Below are 15,952 nucleotides of genomic sequence, written 5' to 3'. Positions count from 1 at the left end.
GCGCCGTTCCGGGCCGATCCAGTGCTCGCACCGGGTGCTGTTCGGGGGCATGAGCCGCTCCTTTGCGGGTGCGGCGTGACGATGGCCAGCGCCGGGCGGGCACTGGCCATTCGGGTGGTGAGGGCGCGAAGCGCGCCGTTGAGGTGTCAGCGGTGGGGTCGCAGCAGCGCCCAGACCACGAACACGACGACGGCCACGACCACCGCGACGGCCGCGAGCCAGCCACTGAGGTCGCGCAGGAGCCACCCGGTGACGCGGGCACGGGCGAGGGTGGCGTCGGCGTACCAGGCAACGCGTTCGACGCGACGGCCGAGGGGGACACCGAGGGTGATGCCGAGGATGGTGCCGAGGGCAAGCGCGGTAAGCGCGATCGTGGCCGGATTCATCGATCTGCTCCTGTGGGTGGGCAGGGCGGGGTGGTCGTGAATTGCACGTGTACTTCACGGCGGGTTTGCCTAGGTGGGGGGCCGTGTAATCGGCGTGAACTTCACACCGATTACACGGCCGACGCGACGGGTGGTCAGGCGCTGCGCAGGATGCGGTAGCGGCCGTTGCGGCTGACCGGCATCAGCAGAGGTTCGTGACCGACGGTGAGTTCCTTGAGGGCTTTGCTGAGCCAGGCTGCGCCGTAGCCGGTCGCGGCGAGCACGTCGCCGAAGTCCGCCGGCCGGACCTCGGTGTGCCCCTGCTCAGCGAGGGCGGTCAGATGTTGGCGGAGCAGGGTACGAGCCTGTTCGGGGCCGACCTGCTTCGGCAGGGCGAGGGCGAACCGGCGCGGGGTCGGGGTGGTGTCGATCTCCTGGGAGGGGTCGACGTCGTCGGGCGGGTCGTTCGGGTTGACGCCGGGGCGGGCAGCCATGGCCGGTACCTCTTGGCCGTCGTCGTCGGTGTCGGTCGGGCGGACCGTCGCGGCGACCGGCCCAGCGGTCGCGGTGGTGGGGGTGGTGGGCATGACGGGGGCGAGGGCTTTCGCGGTGACGGGGTCGAGGGGTCGGCGCACGGGTGCCCAGCCGGTGACGGCTTCGGCGAGGTCCGCGCGCTGCGCCAGTTCGGCGCGGCAGGGGATCGGCCACCGGCGGGTGGGGATGCCGGGGGATTCGATGTAGAGGTAGCCGGGTTTGCTGCTGCCCCACGCCTGCGGTGACGCTCCCGCGTCGACCGTCTCCCCGGTCAGGGCCAACGACGGGTCGTCGCGGCTGTCGATGCCGAAGCACACGTTCGTGGCGAACTGCGACCGTAGGGAGGTGGGGGCGCGGTCGTGGGTCCAGCGTTGCTGGGACAGTACGAGGCAGATGCCGGCCGACCGGGCGCGTTCGGCGACCTGGACGAGGGCCGGGTGACCGGACCACGCGGCTGATTCCTCCACCCACACCGTGAGGTGCGACAGCGAGCAACCGGGCATCCACTCGGTCAGGTCTTCCCGACCGAGGGCTTCGGTGCGGGCGGGGATGACCTGCTCGGCGAGGACGTCGAAGAACGCTTCCGCGTGGTCGTCTTCGGTGACCAGCAGCGTCAACCCGCCCTTGAGCGGCTTGACCGTCTGGTCCCGCTTCACGGTGTCGACCACGATCAACGCGCCGTCGGTGCGGGTCAGGTAGTCGGTCATGACCACCAAAGCCCACTCGGTCTTCCCCGAACCGGTCATGCCGGTCGCGCGCACGTGGGTGGCGGGACGGACCCCGGGCCGACCGGTGAGCGATAATCCGACCGGCTCCCCGTCCTCAGCCAGACCGAACCGCAACGGCGCATCCCCCACCGACCGGCCGGGGGCGGACGGGCCGGCCCACGCGATGGTGTCGCGGAGCTGGTCGACCGGCACGACTTCGATATGGCCGGTGCGGACGCTGTCGGGGTTGCGGTGCACCCGCACCGCCGTCGGCGCGACGTCGAGTGCCGACGCGATGGATTCGCGGGAGCCTTCGACGTCGGCGAGGGTGTCGCCGTGGGGCATGGCGACCGACGCGCGGACCTTCGCCCCGTCGACCTTCGGCCGTCCGATCCGCGCATCCCGCAGAGCGGCGACCGTCTCGGCGAGCCCACCGCCGGTGGTGGTGGATTGTTCGTCGGGGTTGGCCTTGGCCATCAGCCGCATGACCGCGACCGCGACGGAGGCGACGACGGTGCCGCCGGCCCACACGTCGAGCCAGGGGCGTTCCCAGGGTGCGCCGATGGTCGCGCCGAGCGCCCACGCCGACCCGGTCGCGGTGAGCAGGGTGGACACTCGCTGCCGGATGACACCCCGTGCGCGGCCGGTGGCCCAGGTGAGGGCGGTGAGTCCGCCACCGGCGGCGGTGATGCCGGCGGCGGCCCACGGGTTGGTGCCCCACCAGTGATGCGACGCGGCGGCGGCCGGCCACGCGAGGAGGCACCCGGCGGGGCAGACGAGGTAGGGAAGGGCCGCCGACCGAAGGTCGACGCTGTAGGACATCGGGGGAAGCCCACCGTGACGGGGCATCCTCGTGCGGCGGCCCATCAGCGGCCACCCCCGCTGCCGGTGGTGAACCGGAACCCGTCGCGGCGCGGCTTGTACCCGACGGCCTCCAGCTCGGGCAGGTACACGGCCTCGAAGCGGGTCGACGCGGTCACGATGTACTGCGACGCCGTGACGAGGGCTTCGGAGGCGTGGGTGATGGGGCGGGCGACCTGCCGGGCGCGAGCGCGTCCGGTGAGTCCGCCGACCATGATGCCGCCGCCGACGACACGCAGCCGGGCGTCGAGTTCGGAAGCGGTCACGCCGAGTTCTAGGGCAGCGGCGTGCAGGATACGGCGGGTGGAGTTGAACCACTCCACCAACGCCACGTTGTCGGTCAGAGCGTCGGCACCCGTGAAGATGCCACGTTCCTGAGGCATGCCTGACATGCTGTGGTTCTCCTTCAGTGGGAGGGCCGGGCGCGGGTTCGTTTCCAGGCGGTACCGCGTCCGGCGCAAAACTGGGGTGGTGCGGGCCGGTTGACCCCCGCACCCACCCGCCCCGGGGGAGCGGGTGGGCACGGCCGGGAAACCGGTCAGCCGAGCAACAGGGCCAGAGCAGCCGTGAACGCGGTGCCGACCATGCCGGCCAGCAGCAGATCCACGGCGGTGCGGACCCGCCGGTACTTGCGGACTGCTGTGCGGGACAGCCACACGAGGTGGTGCGCGCGTTCGGCGGCGGCGGTCAGCGGCGGGGCGGTGGCCTCGGTCATCAGGTCCCCCGGCGCGGTGGTGGCGTAGCGGACCAGGCCGTGACCACCGCCCAGGCACGGCCGCACCGCACCGGCGAGCAGTCCCACCGCCGTGCCGACCAGGGTGACCGTGACCACCCCGGCGGCCAGCGCGAGGCTGGGCAGGTCGGTGCGGGCCAGGATCGCCACGCCGACCGTCACCGCCGCACCCGCGACGGCCATCAACGTGGAGGCTTTGGTGTCGGCGCGGGCGAGTTCGGTGCGGACTTCGGTGATCCGGTCGGTGAACCAGGCCGGGTCGGGTACTGGCACCATCAGAGGTGCCCTCCTCTCGTGTGGGGGTTGGGTGACCGGACCGGCGGCACAGCACGGGTTTCCAGGCCATGGGGCTGTGCCGCCGGGCGGGGTCAGGTACGGCGGCGGCTGGTCACCAGCAGCGCGGCGGACGCCATCACCATGAGGCCGTCGACGGCGAGGGGGCCGATGGCGATGGTGAGGGGGTCTTCGCCGAAGTGGGCCAGGAGTCCGGACAGGTGCCGGTAGGACACGACGGCGGCGACCACCGCGACTGGCAGCACTCCGGCGACCCGGGCGAACACGGAACTTGCTCCGTTGCCCCAGGGGATGCGGGTCAGGATCTCCACCGTCACGAACAGGGCTACCGGCCAGAACACCGAGAACGCCACCGCCAGCGGCGACGGCGACCACCCCGGGCCGGGTGCCCACCCGGCCGGTGCGCCGTCGGGCGGGTTCGGCAGGTAGGTGTGGGCGATGTTCGCCGCGATCGACACCACCCCGCCCAGGATCACCCCGACGTATGCCCAGCCCCGGCCCGTCGGACGGGCGGTGGTCGGGGTGGTGGTGATGTTGGAACCCGGGTCTGCGACGGGTGCTGCCTGCCCCGACGCGACGTCGGGTGCCTCGGGCATGTCTGGGGTCGTGCCCGGTGCGGTCGGGGCGGGCGGGTCGACCGCGTCGGCGTCCGGGTGCGGGTCCGGGTCCACCGGCGGCAGGTCGGCGGCACCGGGGGTGGGGTCGGTGCCGGTCGGGGTGGGGTCCGGGTCGGCCGGGGGGCGGGTCAGTCGGTCGATGATGGCGTCGGCCTTCGGACCTCCCACCCGCAACTCGGTCTTGATCCGGTTCCGCGACGGGACCGTGCCGAGACGGGCGACCAGGGCGTGAGCCTCGGGCATCAACTCGTCCACGGTGCGGGGGTAGATGCTCAGCGTGGGTGCGGTCATCAGGCCACCGCCAGCGCGGCGAGCCGGTCAGCCGTCGACGAGTCGAGCGGTTCGACGGGGTCGGTGTACTCGGTGGCGATGGCGTAGAACTCCCAGCCGTGCCACCTCGGGTAGGCGTTCATCTGCCGGTACGGGCGGCCGTCGGTGGTAGTGCCGTCGTGCTCGCCGACCAGCATGTCCGGGTCGTTGAGTCCGGCCAGGTGCAGCCACGACTTCAGGGCGGCGATGCTGTCGAACGTGACCGACAGCGATACACCCGGGGTGTGGACGCGGATGTCGGTCGGGTCGGCGAGCAGGAGCAGTTCGGCCAGCACGGCGCGGCGGGTCTTGCGGGCGGTCATCGCAGCGTCTCCTTCACGGTCGGGGTGGCGTGGTTGAGGGCGTGGGCGAGGGCGAACGGGGCGAGCATCACCAGCGGTCCGCCCAGCAGGATCAGGAGCAGCCAGATCACGAGGGGACTCCTTCGAAGCAGTCAAGGCACTCGCCCAGCGAGCGCGGGATGTAGTAGGGGCGCACCCGCCCACAGATGCGGCAGGTACGCCGGGCCAGCAGGGCGGCGCGGACGGCGCGGAGCTGGGCGGGGGTGGCGGTGCGCTTCGGCCGGGCCAGGTCGACCCGGTAGAGGTACGCGGCGCGGGTGCCGCCGACGCCACGCCAGAGGACCTGAGCGGCGATCGGCTGCCCGGCGGGCCGCAGGCCGGCGGCGCGGAGTTGACGGCGGGTGGCGTAGCCGGGCGGGGCACCCTGCCACCAGTAGGTGGGGATGCCGTACCGGTTGCCGTCCGGGTCGTTGTAGGCGGCGCGGATGCGGGACATCAGACCGCGCGAGGCAGGCCGGCCCGGCACCCGCTGTCGGCGCGGTGGAGAACCTGCTCGCCACCGCAGCCGGGGCAGCGCACGATCTCGCAGTCGTGGCCGCAACCGGTCCGGCCAACCACCGCCAGGCGGTGAGGCACGCACCCATCGGCGTGCCAGGGCGGACGAACCACCATCGTGGCGGCGCGGGTGACGCGCGCTTCGGCCCGGCGCAACCTACGCCAGTCCAACGGCGACGGGCCGCCCCGGTCGTCGGCGTAGAACAGGCTGATCTCAGCGTCGAGCACGTCCAACTCAGCGGCGATCAACGGCCACTCGGCATCGATCGCAGCCAGGTCAACCGGGGTCGGGTCCATCTCGGCGGGGGTCACTTCGATCGGTTCCTTTCAGTACGGCGAGACGTCTGCGGGCAGGCCCGGCAGCGGCTCTCGTCAGGGGCCAGCGGAGCGAGCGCCCCGCACGCCGTGCAGGTGCGCCAGATGGCGCGGTTCTTGCTGGTGACACGTACACACGCGGCAATCACGGACATAGCGGGATCACCTCTCCCCACAGGGTCAGGTCAGATGGACAAATCCCCCGAGCCTTACCGGTCGGGGTGACACGTGATCCGGCACAACCGGATCGGTAGATGCAGCGCGCGCAACCCGCCTCACTCGCTTCGCTCGCCCGGGACATACCGGGGTCGACCGCCATGCGGATCAAGGCGAAGTTGCTGCTCAACGGGCTACGCGCGCTCATTCCTGTCGCTGTGGAGTTGTCAACTAACGACCTGATCCGGCGTCTCATGGGCGTGCGGCAACGGCGTGCCGTCGTTCCCCGAGCCGTCCGGCCGGTACAACGTGGCGTTGTATTCGAGACGCTACAGCGCCACGTTGTATTCGTGCAAGCACCTCTACCGCGTAGGCTTGTACTGATGACCGACGCTGACCTGCCCGCCGACTGGTGGACGACCGACCACGTACGCACCTACCTCGCTTCGGTAGGTGCCCCGATCAGTCGCGCAACCTGGGCTTCTTACGTCTCACGCGGCCAGGCTCCCGCGCCTGACCGGATGTTCGGCCGGTCCCCGGCGTGGCAGCCCGACACGATCCGGAAGTGGCAGGCGGACAGGCCGCGTAAAGGCACCACGGGCTAGATGGGTTCATCTGGTGCCTCCTGTCTTCGGCTCCCGTCTGCGGCGGCACGTTGCTCGCCTGCCAATGAGACTGCCTGGTGCGCGGCGATCCGGGCAGGTACTACGCACGGACACGAAGGACACGACCCATGTCCACTGAGGTCCCTCGGCAGTTCAAGCCGAATCTGGTGCTGGTCAACCGCCGGAAGGCGGCCGGCTGGGAGTCACGCAAGCGCGCTGCGCGCGAGCTGCACCGCGTCGGCCAGCAGCGCGGCATCCGGGAGACGCCCACCGTCGAGGCCATCGAGAAGGCGATGTACCGCCACGAGACGGGGCGCGTCGCGGTCACCGATCCGATCTACCGCCAGCTCTACTGCCTCGTGTACGACGCGAAGCCCCATGATCTGTTCGGTGAGCTAACCAGTGGCGCTGAGGACCGACCGCATTTCTCAGCGCGATCCCACAAGTTCGTGACAGCGTTCGTCGGTGCCGATGGCGCTGCCCGACTGCGGGAGGTCGCGGGCTGCACGCCAGCCGTGGGGGAGTGGCACACCTGCTACTCGACACCGGTCGAACACCCGGAAGGCGACTGCACGCTGTATGTGTGGCCGTGCGGGTCCGTGGTTTTCCACCTTGTCGAGCCAGTGCAGTTGTCCACAATCGCAGCACTGGCCGCGTGGCGGGTGGCGTCGTACGGTGACAACATTGCGTGGGCCATCGATTACCTAGCGCCCATCTCGCCGGTGGAGGACGAGTCTGCGGTATATGTGCTTGGTGCTCACTGGGTGGTCGAGCCAGCGTGGCCGGCGGAGTTGCTAGGAACTGCACTACGCATCATGTCGACTCCGAAGGTGTTGCTACACCGCGACCGCCCAATGGATGATGAACACTTGGCACACGCCGAACTGATCGAGCAGTCGTTGCTATCTGAGGCATACGATCACGTAGGCATCGAGTCGTTCGGCGTGCAGGGCATCTCGGTGGGTTACGCCTCATGGTCCGGAGTCGTCTACCACCCGATCTCAGCCGAGCGTTCCTTGACAGAAGCTGAGGTAATCTCCTGCGAGCTTGCAATTCAATCCATGTGGGCTTATTGCGACGCGATCGCCCGTCAGGTAGAGCAGAGGCGGGACCCACGGGTGCCGTCCGAATACGGGTGGCGCTATCTTCGGGGAGTGCGCTCCCGGCTTACTGTTTCCCGTCTTCGAGAACCCGGACAGCATCAGGCGATGCGTCGGGCGATTCTGCGAACGTGTGACCTAATGCCAGCCCTAGACCAAGCCATCGAAACCCTCCGCGAGACGGATCGAGGTTGAGCCAATGACATCGGGTCGCCCAGTGCTTGTCGTGACCGACATGCAAAATGGCTTCGTGCGCGAACAGTCGGCGCACATCGTTCCTATCGTTGTTGACTTGGTGCGCCGCTGGCAGGCGTGCGGCGGCGACACGCTTTTCACCCGATACCTGAACTACCCTGGCAGCCCGTTCGAGCGCTTCTTTGGCTGGCAACGGCTCCAGTCGTCACCCGATATTGAATTCGTGCCTGAGTTGCGCCCATATGTAGATCGAGGTGTAGTGCTTGATAAAAGAATTTATAGCCCCTTTACGTCGGAAGGTATGGCGCTATTCAAGCGGCACGGATGGGTGGAGTTCTACTTCTGCGGTATCGCTACCGAAAGCTGCGTCTTGAAGGGGGCCGTGGACGCATTCGAGAGCGGCTTCACGCCGTGGCTGATCGCGGATGCCTCGGCGAGCCATGCAGGAACTGAAGCACACGAGGCAGGACTACTGGTCGCTCGGCGGTTCATTGGTCCGGGTCAAGTCATTCGGCTGATCGATATCCCCGCCGCGCTCATCGAGCTTTCGCCACAGTCCTCGGAAGCTCCTTGATCTGCGGGAACTCATCGACCTTGCGAAACTGTCGGCTGGACCTAGGCCCGAGGCCAAGAATTGAGCGCGGCAATTTCGCAAAGTCCGAGGCAGTTCGCGAATGCGAGGGCTAATAATCTGCCGGGAAGGTGCCATTCGAGGTAACGCTTCGCCTTCCTCTAGCCCCCGACATTCTATGGTGACTCGGTTGTGCCTATAAGCTCCCGTCGCCTGATCCTTGATAGCAGAAGAGGGAGGAGTTGGCCTAAGGCCACCAGGGCGTCCTCAACCCAGGCGCGGGCTTGGTGGGCGTGAATCACCTCTTGTGTGGCACCACGAAGCGAATGGGCCGCTGCGCCTCTCTTTGCGCCGAGAGTGTCTAGTGCGGTTAGGGCAGGCTCTATGTCTGGGGCCAAAGTGTCCAATTCGAGGCCAAGGGGCTTGCAGATGGCCTCCACGGACTTACGCCGAATTCCGTTGTTGGGCTTAATTACTTTGGATTCGTATAGTCCAGCAAGTTTTCCCGCAATTTCATGTGCTGCGGGCACTCTCCCGCGATTCTGTCCCTTTAAGTCGTCTGCGTACTGCGCGACAAGAGATAAAGCGACGGCTGGCGGGGCGGTGTTGCGCTCGCCAACGGTATCCCGCACTGCTTGCAGGATTTGGTTCTCCATCATCTCCTCGATGCCGGAATGGGCTAGGATCAAGTAGGCGCGAATCCGCATGGCGTCTTCTTCGCTCGGCTCAAGTGCTAAGGGATTGTCGTCGAGTGAAGCGTTCGGGGTGGCTTGGGGGAGTAGGAGCGTGGCAAGCATTGTCAAATCCGCGCGTAGCGGTTCGAGGCCGTCACTCATCGGCATTGTTTTCGATGCTGATCGCGCTGGGCCACGGCGGGGTTACTCCCGTTTCATCAGCGAACATTCTTGACCAGGCATCGAATCTTGAAAAGAACGCCTCGGGAGTTTTCGTGGTCGAGGTTATAGATCGCACAAATCGTGAATCGTCATTGCATAGCCTTTTGTGGCCCTCTACCAGTCTTTCGGGAACTCTGAGCGCAGCCTCGCGGGCTTCGGCTGAGAGTAGCGAGCCGACTTGGACGTCAAATAGTGCCCTGTTAAAGGCCCGCTCGAACCTGTTTTTAGTCCATTTCCGGCAGGCGTGATTGTCTCCAAATATTGAGACGAGTGCCTCGATGGCCAGCTCCATCTCCGCAACGACTTCGATGGTTGGCAACTCGTAGCTATCCCACCCGGTATTCAACTGAGCGCAGGTCTTGTCGAGGAAGTCCTTGAGGTTTCCTCCGTAAGGGATTGGGCCAGCGAATAACCCAATAAGGCGGATGAGGAGCTCGGCGTCGATCATCCGCCTATCGGGACCGGAGTTTCCAAGCAGTGCTCGCAGACCACGGCTTTCGCCGGATGCTTCATCTGCGAAGCGCACAAAGGGTCCCGGCACGAGGGCTTGCCGCAGTTCTTGAGGGGAAAGCGGCACGCTTCCTGTGTTCAATCGGAGAAACAGTGCGTAGAGAAAGTCCTGGGATCCCCAGTTCCGAATGACTACCGTTCGAATTGTATGGGTTTCGAATGCATCGAACAGCTCTGGACGTTCGCGTTGCAAGCGTTCGATACCGAAATTTTTAATCGTCTGAATGGCTGTTACTGTAGAGAGTCTGTACGGCTTGAAGTCATCGCTGGAGTGAGATGGGAGCCCAGCATAGAACTGACGGAGAGCGAGTAGTCGTTGTTTTCCATCAATCACGAAAAAGTGACCTGGCCGGTCGAGTTTTTCGGCCAACACGATCTGGGGAATTGGGTATGCAAGGATGCAGGACTCGATGAACTTGCTCTTCAGTGCTGGCGTCCACGCGGCCCGTCGCTGGAAAGCGGGGTCGAGATCGATCCGCCCCTTGATTAATTGAGTGACGATCGTTTCGATAGTCCAGTCGGCTGCCGTGACATTCGCTCTTTGGGCACCCAGCCTATCGACTACGTCTTCCTCTCCCTCCCCTGATCGGTCGTCAACCGGCACTTGGGTTTCTACAGTGAACTCAGACATCCAAACCTCAATCACTTCTTCCAGAGTATTTCTTGAACCATCCCGAGCCGATCCTCGCAGGGTCTACCATAGTTGGCGTCGACCGAGCCGGATCGAGGGCTCAGGTGTCGACGCTCCTGTTGCTGGGGACCAGACCGGGACCACACGGCCTGCGCGAGGGTGCACGGCATGACGTCGACCGCACGGCCTGATCTTGGGGATAGCGTGTGTGACGTGCGGGAACGCTTACCAGGTCGTCCTGGGGGTCAAGGGGTCGTCGGTTCGAATCCGGCCGTCCCGACAGATAAAAAGCCCTGACCAGCGGGAACGCTGGTCAGGGCTTCGATTTTCTTCTATGAAGATTTGAACCTCCCCCCGAAAACCCCCCGTTTACCGGGGTCGGCGGTCAGGTTCTGTCATCCATGTGCATCGTTGGGATTTGGTGGTGCGGAACGGCGGTGGCGGTGGGTGCCCAGCCGTTCGAGGATGTCGGAGACGTCCGGGGCTTGGACGGCTTTGGCGATGTAGTAGGTGTCGGTGACCTCCTCGCTGGAGTGTCCGAGCTGCGCGGACGCGCTCTTGGTGTCCTTCTCTTCCTTGATGAGGGTGGCGACGGTCTTGCGGAAGGTGTGCGGGGTGACCCAGTCGAGGTCGGTGTCGGCGCGGGCCTGACGCCACTGGCGGCGGACATTGTTGGGGGAGAGCCAGGTGCCGCGCCGGGACGCGAAGATCGCATCGTGGGGGTTGTCGGGGGCGTCGACTTTGCGGTCCATGAGCATGCCGATGGCGAATCGGGGCAGGACGACCATCCGGTGGCCGGCGTCGCTCTTGGTCCAGGGTTGTCGGAAGATTCCCTGGCCTGTGACGAAGACCAGGGTGCCGCAGATCGTCAGGGTGGGGCGTTCGGTGGCGAGGTCGAGGTCTTCCCAGCGCAGGGCGAGGATCTCGCCGATGCGGGCGCCGGTGGCGAGCATGAGGTCGACGACGTCGGCCAGGTCGCCGGTGTGTCGGGGTCCGGGTTTGCCGGGGACCGGTCGCTGCCAGTCGCGGATGGCGGTTCTTACGGCGTGGAGGTGTTCGTCGGAGAGGGCGACGACGGTGCGGCGGGGTTTGCGGAGCCGCCCGGTGTCGCGTACGGGGTTGGTGGGGATCGCTCCGTGGCGGACGGCCAGCGCGAACATCTGGCTGAGGACCACCTTGACGCCTTTGGCCGCTGCGGGGCGGTCCTTGGCGATCTCGCGGAGGAACCGGTCCAGGCGCCCGACGCTGGCCTCTCGGATGCGGAGGTTGCCGAGGGCGGGCAGGACCGCGGTACGCACGCTGGTCTCATATCGGTGGATGGTCTGAGGTGCGATCCGTTCCTCGGCGGTGATCTCTTCGATCCACACTTCGGCCAGGCGGCTGACGCGGGTCTCCCGGGTGATCTCGTCGTCGTTGGGGGTGGTGCGGTCACGCAGCTTGACCTTCAGCGCCCGTTCGGCTGCGGCGCGGGTGGCGTCGGTGGCCTCGATGTCACGGGTCTTGCCGTCGTAGTCACGGAACCGGGCGCGTGCGCGGAACCGGTTGGCGGCGAGCTTCTCGGTACGGATGGTGCCCCAGGTGCCGATGGGAAGTTCGGGTCGGGCCATGACTCACCGCTCCGAGTCGGTGTGGTCGTCGAGCCAGCGTTCGACCTCGCTACGCCGGTAGCGCAGGGTGTTGCCGACGCGGATGGCGCGGGGGCCCTTGCCCCGGCTGTGCCAGGCGTAGAGGGTGTTCTTGGGCTTGCCCAGCCAGGCGGCGAGGTCGTCGATGGTCAGTAGCGGGTCGGGCCGCCATTCGGGGACGGCGGGAGCGCTCATTGGCGGCCCATCGTGTTGGCGGGATCGGGCTGCTGACCTGATGTGGCGCGGCTGGCCCGTCGCCGGTAGCCGGCGGCATCTGAGGGCACCGGTACGGGAGCGGGTTGGGGGATGGTCGTGCATGAGCCTGACTTCCATTCAGGATCCCAGCCTGGCTGGGAGCGGGGGTCGACGGCGCTGCCGTGGTGAGGCACGACCGCGGGGTGCGCCAGATGTGGACGTCGATCCATCCGTTCCTGCCCGAAGGTGTCAAGCCCGTCGATGCTCCCTGCGCTGGTGGGACGAAGTGGACTTGGCGACCGGTGCGGGTGGTCGTCGTCGCCCGGCCCCTTTAGCCCGACCACGGGCGAACCCGGCTGGACCCTGGAGCCTGCGTGAGGCAAAAGCGGGGCGCGGAGTACAACCACGTCTTCGTGTTGCAGGAGCCATTGCGGGTCGCCGGTGGCGATGGCGTCGCGGATGTTCTTCTGCTGGAAGAACGAGGCGCGGGGGATGATCCGGCCGTTGCGGACGCCGCAGATGAGGGCGATGCACTCCTCGACGAGTTCGAGGCCGGCGTTGATGCCGGCGGCGGCGACCATGCCGGGGATGTCGATGAGTTCGCCGTGGCGGCGGTAGGGCCGGGCGGTGACGATGACGTGTCCGCCGGGCCGCAGGAGTTGGCGGCAGCCGGTGAGGATCGCGGTGAACCCGTCGGCGAGTTGGCCGGGGGTGCGGTAGGCGAGGTTGTCGCTGCTGCCGTACCGGTGGTTGATCTTGCGGACTTGTCCGCGTCTCGGGCCTGGTGTGCGGACGTGGCCGTGGGTGGACGGCCCGTACGGTGGTGAGGTGATCACCAGGGACACCTGTCCGTGCAGGCTGGCCGGCAGCAGGGCCGGTAGGGCGGTGGAGTCTCCGTGGTAGATCTCGCCCCGACCTCGCGCACCAGCTTTGAGGGCGTGATGGATGTTGCCGGCCGCCTTGGTGACCCATTCGGCTTCGTACTCGATGCCGACGCCGTGGCGGCCGAGGTGCATGGCTTCGATGACGGTGGTGCCGATGCCGGCCATGGGGTCGAGGACCAGGTCGCCGGGGTTGGTGTAGGTGCGGATGGCGTACCGGGCGATGGTGGGCAGCATCTTGCCGGGGTGGGTCAGTGACTCGGGGGTGTATCGGCCGCGTCGTAGGTCGCGGGACGGATGCTGGCCGGTGAGCCAGACCGTGCCGAGGTAGCCCTCGGCGAGTAGGGCCGCCAGATCGGGCCCGTCAGGGTACGGCGGTGTGGAGCTGTGCAGGCCGGCGGCCCGTTGCGACGGGTAGGGCTCAGGCATGGGCGTTCTCCTCACCGGTGGCGGTGGTCCCGAACATGACCAGGTCCCGGAACGTTGGAAGGTGCCGACCGGCGAGCAGCCGCCGTCGGTCGTCGCCTTTGTCGGGGTGTTGCAGGGCGGTGCGCGGTTCGTGCTCGGGGAGCGGGACGAGGACGGCGGGGATGTGCTGGTGGTAGAAGAGGCCGGCGCCGCGGGCTGCGGCGATGACCGTCGCGCGGTAGCTGAACCCGCTGGGTGGGGGTGGCGCGGTGGTGAGTCCGGCGATCAGGAACCCGCCGGGGCGCAGCAGTGCCCGCCAGGTGCTCATCGCGGTGTTCACGTCGTCGTGGGGAAGCCGCTCGATCGCCTGTGGTAGCGCCGCCAGGATCAGGTCGACACCCTGATCGGGCTGGTCAGGCACACCGGAATTCGGGCATGCGGAAGGTGGGAGCCATAGGCGCAGACCGTGGGGGCCGGTATGCAACTGAGCTGGTAGCCGGTGCAGGTAGGTGGTCGCGGCGAGGGCGGCGGGGTGTGCGTCGAGGTCGAGAACCACATCCACGGCGTTGGTGTAGCGGCGGATGAGGTAGGCGAGGTGGTTCGGGGATAGTCCGTGCCAGTCCGGCACTTCCGGGCGGTGCGTGCGCGGTGTGCGGGTGTGGGGGAGGAGCAACCCGACCGGTACCGGCTGTTGCCGGTCGTCGGGAGCGGTGGAGCTGGGCTTCGGCATGGCGTATGGGCCACGTCCGCCGACGAGCGCTGACACCAAGGGATTACAAATCTGGACCTCGGATTGGAAACCAGACCCCCTGTCGGCATACCCGTCCAGATGCACAAGCAGGCACGGCTGAGCCTTCCCCGGGATGTGGACATCGGGTTCATGCCGCGATCTGGTGCAGCGTAGTCGGTGTAAGGGATTGTTCGTAGTTGGCGGGGCTGAGGTAGCCGAGCGCGGAGTGGCGGTGTCGGTGGTTGTAGAGGGCGATCCACCGAAAAGCGTCGCGGCGGGCGTCGGCTTCGGTTGCCCAGGTCCGGTGGTCGGCGTCGAGTTCGCGTTTGAGGGTGGCGAAGGACGCCTCGGCCAGGGCGCGTCATACGACGATCCGATGCGCCCCATCGAACGGCGGATGCGGTGGCGTCGGCAGGCGTCGGCGAAGTTTCTGCTGCTGTATAGGGACGCCCCTGTCGGAGTGGAAGATCACGCCGTTAGCCAGTCCGCCCCGGGCGGCGGCTATCGTACGGTGCTGTCGGCGGGAAGCCGCTTGAGCATCCCGGCGGTTGTGGCGATCAACATCTCGCCGTCTTCCCTCGTGAACGCGCAGTCCTTCGTCACCTCGCCGTTGTGGCCGGCGGCGTTCATGGTCGAGAACAGATCCTCAACCATGAACGCCCACCGTTCGTCGGGGGTCCGGTCTTTCGGGGATTTCGTCTTTCCCGCGTTGAAGAGCCTCAGCGTTCTGTACGCACTACGGATCTGCTCCAGAGCGTTGCGTGCCTCAACGATCGCCGGACCGATGCGTCCCTGCCGCAGCAACTCACGTGCCTCGCGCAGCGCCCTCACGGCGTCGGTTTAGTCGGCACCCTCGGCCAGCGGAACGAGCAGTTCGACAAACGCCCCTGACTGTACGTGCGCGAGCTGTGCCCCCGCTCCCCGGCGTTGATGTCGAACCTCAGGTTCCCGGTTCGCTGCATGTTTAGCGGTCGCTCGAACGTCACCGAGTCCGAAGGCGGCAACTGGGCGGACATGTTCTTAACCCGTGCCGCTGCCCCCTCCAGCGCGGCCACGGGCGCGTCCGAGATGAACGGCGGGGTGGCCACCGGGGATCGAATCGGCTGGCCACTCAACGGATGCAGTGGTCACCGCAGGTTCAGCCAGAGATCCTCGCCGCCCCGAAGCTGTTCGATCACGCGCATCTGCTCATCGGTGATGAAGCCGGAGAGCTGCACAGTGCCCGTCCGCACGATCGGCGTCACCAGGCTCGTGGCTCGCAGGTCGCAGAGCATCCGCTGCTGCTGGCGGTTGATGTTGTCCTCTACGAACACTCGGGCGTCCACCTGGTAGGCGATTCCGGGGGCAGAGTCGTGGAGCTTGCTACAGAGGTTGAAAGGTCAAGGTTCGGGCTGTCTCGCTGGTGCGGGTTTGAGGGTCATACCGGTGCTGGCGAAGAAGCCGGCGAGGAGATCGGTCTGTTGCTGACACGCGCGTAGTCAGCGTTTGACCCTCCGGCAAACCGGAACCTCACCCTTGAGCGCCCGGACGTGGGAGCCGTCGATCAACGCCCGGGACATGTCCAGTTGCCCGGTGGCCCGGAGCTTGCCGAGCAGGATCTCGTGCAGTTGCTGCCACACGCCGGCGTCGTTCCAGTCTCGTAACCTGCGCCAGCAGGTCATCCCTTAGTCGAAGTCGAGTTCCTGGGGCAGCTACTCCCACGGGATCGCGGTGTAGAGCAGGAACAGGATCCCGCAGAGCACCTTGCGATCGTCCAAGGGCTTCCGCCCGGGGTAGCGGTACCGGCGAGGCGGGCGGGGTGGCAGCAGCGGTTCGACCTCGGCCCACAACTCGTCCGAGACGATCCACGGCGGCTGC

Annotated in this window: 20 protein-coding genes; 2 read left to right on the top strand and 18 right to left on the bottom strand. The window is 67.0% G+C overall.

The annotated features are described in order from the left end of the window. Positions 1-146: 146 nt before the first annotated feature. The 8 genes from JQN84_RS30370 to JQN84_RS30335 all read right to left on the bottom strand — a co-directional run bounded on the left by JQN84_RS30370 (position 147) and on the right by JQN84_RS30335 (position 5,589). Positions 147-386, bottom strand: coding sequence for a hypothetical protein (locus tag JQN84_RS30370; protein WP_204962019.1), 240 nt, complete (start codon positions 384-386; stop codon positions 147-149). Between the two features lie 134 nt (positions 387-520). Continuing rightward, on the bottom strand, positions 521-2,428 hold the full coding sequence (locus JQN84_RS30365; RefSeq protein WP_239486496.1) for an FtsK/SpoIIIE domain-containing protein: 1,908 nt from the start codon (positions 2,426-2,428) through the stop codon (positions 521-523). 44 nt (positions 2,429-2,472) lie between these two features. After that, positions 2,473-2,850 (bottom strand): TraA-like protein, encoded by a 378-nt coding sequence (locus JQN84_RS30360; protein WP_372446027.1) that lies wholly within the window; start codon positions 2,848-2,850, stop codon positions 2,473-2,475. A gap of 155 nt (positions 2,851-3,005) precedes the next feature. After that, entirely contained in the window at positions 3,006-3,476 is a 471-nt protein-coding gene (locus tag JQN84_RS30355) for a Pycsar system effector family protein (protein WP_204962016.1), read from the bottom strand. Positions 3,477-3,568: 92 nt separating this feature from the next. Next, positions 3,569-4,402 (bottom strand): DUF2637 domain-containing protein, encoded by an 834-nt coding sequence (locus JQN84_RS30350; protein WP_204962015.1) that lies wholly within the window; start codon positions 4,400-4,402, stop codon positions 3,569-3,571. Continuing rightward, complete coding sequence (locus JQN84_RS30345) at positions 4,402-4,713, bottom strand: hypothetical protein (protein WP_204962046.1); 312 nt, start codon at positions 4,711-4,713, stop codon at positions 4,402-4,404. The genes JQN84_RS30350 and JQN84_RS30345 overlap by 1 nt, the downstream gene beginning before the upstream one ends. 136 nt (positions 4,714-4,849) lie before the next feature. Next, positions 4,850-5,218 carry an RRQRL motif-containing zinc-binding protein gene (locus tag JQN84_RS30340; RefSeq protein ID WP_204962014.1) on the bottom strand — a complete coding sequence of 123 codons (369 nt, stop codon included), beginning with the start codon at positions 5,216-5,218 and terminating at the stop codon, positions 4,850-4,852. After that, positions 5,218-5,589, bottom strand: coding sequence for a DUF6284 family protein (locus JQN84_RS30335; RefSeq protein ID WP_307821497.1), 372 nt, complete (start codon positions 5,587-5,589; stop codon positions 5,218-5,220). Before JQN84_RS30335 ends, JQN84_RS30340 begins: the two co-directional genes overlap by 1 nt. Before the next feature lie 892 nt (positions 5,590-6,481). Between JQN84_RS30335 and JQN84_RS30330 the strand changes: the two genes are divergently transcribed. Both JQN84_RS30330 and JQN84_RS30325 read left to right on the top strand, forming a co-directional pair. Further along, positions 6,482-7,648 (top strand): hypothetical protein, encoded by a 1,167-nt coding sequence (locus tag JQN84_RS30330; RefSeq protein ID WP_204962013.1) that lies wholly within the window; start codon positions 6,482-6,484, stop codon positions 7,646-7,648. Between the two features lie 4 nt (positions 7,649-7,652). Further along, a complete protein-coding gene (locus JQN84_RS30325; protein ID WP_204962012.1) occupies positions 7,653-8,222 on the top strand; it encodes a cysteine hydrolase family protein in 570 nt (189 codons plus the stop codon). Between the two features lie 825 nt (positions 8,223-9,047). Here the strand turns inward: JQN84_RS30325 and JQN84_RS30320 are convergent. The 10 genes from JQN84_RS30320 to JQN84_RS32625 form a co-directional block, all read right to left on the bottom strand. Continuing rightward, on the bottom strand, positions 9,048-10,256 hold the full coding sequence (locus tag JQN84_RS30320) for a DUF262 domain-containing protein (RefSeq protein WP_204962011.1): 1,209 nt from the start codon (positions 10,254-10,256) through the stop codon (positions 9,048-9,050). A 395-nt stretch (positions 10,257-10,651) separates the two neighbouring features. Continuing rightward, complete coding sequence (locus JQN84_RS30315; protein ID WP_204928587.1) at positions 10,652-11,863, bottom strand: tyrosine-type recombinase/integrase; 1,212 nt, start codon at positions 11,861-11,863, stop codon at positions 10,652-10,654. 3 nt (positions 11,864-11,866) lie between these two features. Continuing rightward, complete coding sequence (locus JQN84_RS30310) at positions 11,867-12,076, bottom strand: helix-turn-helix transcriptional regulator (protein WP_067304616.1); 210 nt, start codon at positions 12,074-12,076, stop codon at positions 11,867-11,869. Then, positions 12,073-13,386, bottom strand: a complete 1,314-nt coding sequence (locus JQN84_RS30305; RefSeq protein WP_204962010.1) for a TRM11 family SAM-dependent methyltransferase — start codon at positions 13,384-13,386, stop codon at positions 12,073-12,075. Before JQN84_RS30305 ends, JQN84_RS30310 begins: the two co-directional genes overlap by 4 nt. Beyond that, entirely contained in the window at positions 13,379-13,786 is a 408-nt protein-coding gene (locus tag JQN84_RS32685; RefSeq protein WP_443673895.1) for a hypothetical protein, read from the bottom strand. Before JQN84_RS32685 ends, JQN84_RS30305 begins: the two co-directional genes overlap by 8 nt. A gap of 457 nt (positions 13,787-14,243) precedes the next feature. After that, positions 14,244-14,450, bottom strand: a complete 207-nt coding sequence (locus tag JQN84_RS32630) for an integrase core domain-containing protein (protein WP_204962044.1) — start codon at positions 14,448-14,450, stop codon at positions 14,244-14,246. 146 nt (positions 14,451-14,596) lie between these two features. After that, positions 14,597-14,926 carry a hypothetical protein gene (locus JQN84_RS30290; RefSeq protein WP_204962008.1) on the bottom strand — a complete coding sequence of 110 codons (330 nt, stop codon included), beginning with the start codon at positions 14,924-14,926 and terminating at the stop codon, positions 14,597-14,599. A gap of 296 nt (positions 14,927-15,222) precedes the next feature. After that, positions 15,223-15,408 carry a hypothetical protein gene (locus tag JQN84_RS30285; protein ID WP_204962007.1) on the bottom strand — a complete coding sequence of 62 codons (186 nt, stop codon included), beginning with the start codon at positions 15,406-15,408 and terminating at the stop codon, positions 15,223-15,225. A gap of 165 nt (positions 15,409-15,573) precedes the next feature. Beyond that, positions 15,574-15,714, bottom strand: a complete 141-nt coding sequence (locus JQN84_RS30280; protein WP_204962006.1) for a hypothetical protein — start codon at positions 15,712-15,714, stop codon at positions 15,574-15,576. 72 nt (positions 15,715-15,786) lie between these two features. After that, positions 15,787-15,924 (bottom strand): transposase, encoded by a 138-nt coding sequence (locus JQN84_RS32625; protein WP_204962005.1) that lies wholly within the window; start codon positions 15,922-15,924, stop codon positions 15,787-15,789. Positions 15,925-15,952: the final 28 nt, after the last annotated feature.

The organism is Micromonospora humidisoli, from assembly GCF_016900955.1.
GTDB classification, from domain to species: domain Bacteria; phylum Actinomycetota; class Actinomycetes; order Mycobacteriales; family Micromonosporaceae; genus Micromonospora; species Micromonospora wenchangensis.
This window is presented reverse-complemented; position numbering and strand designations above follow the sequence as displayed.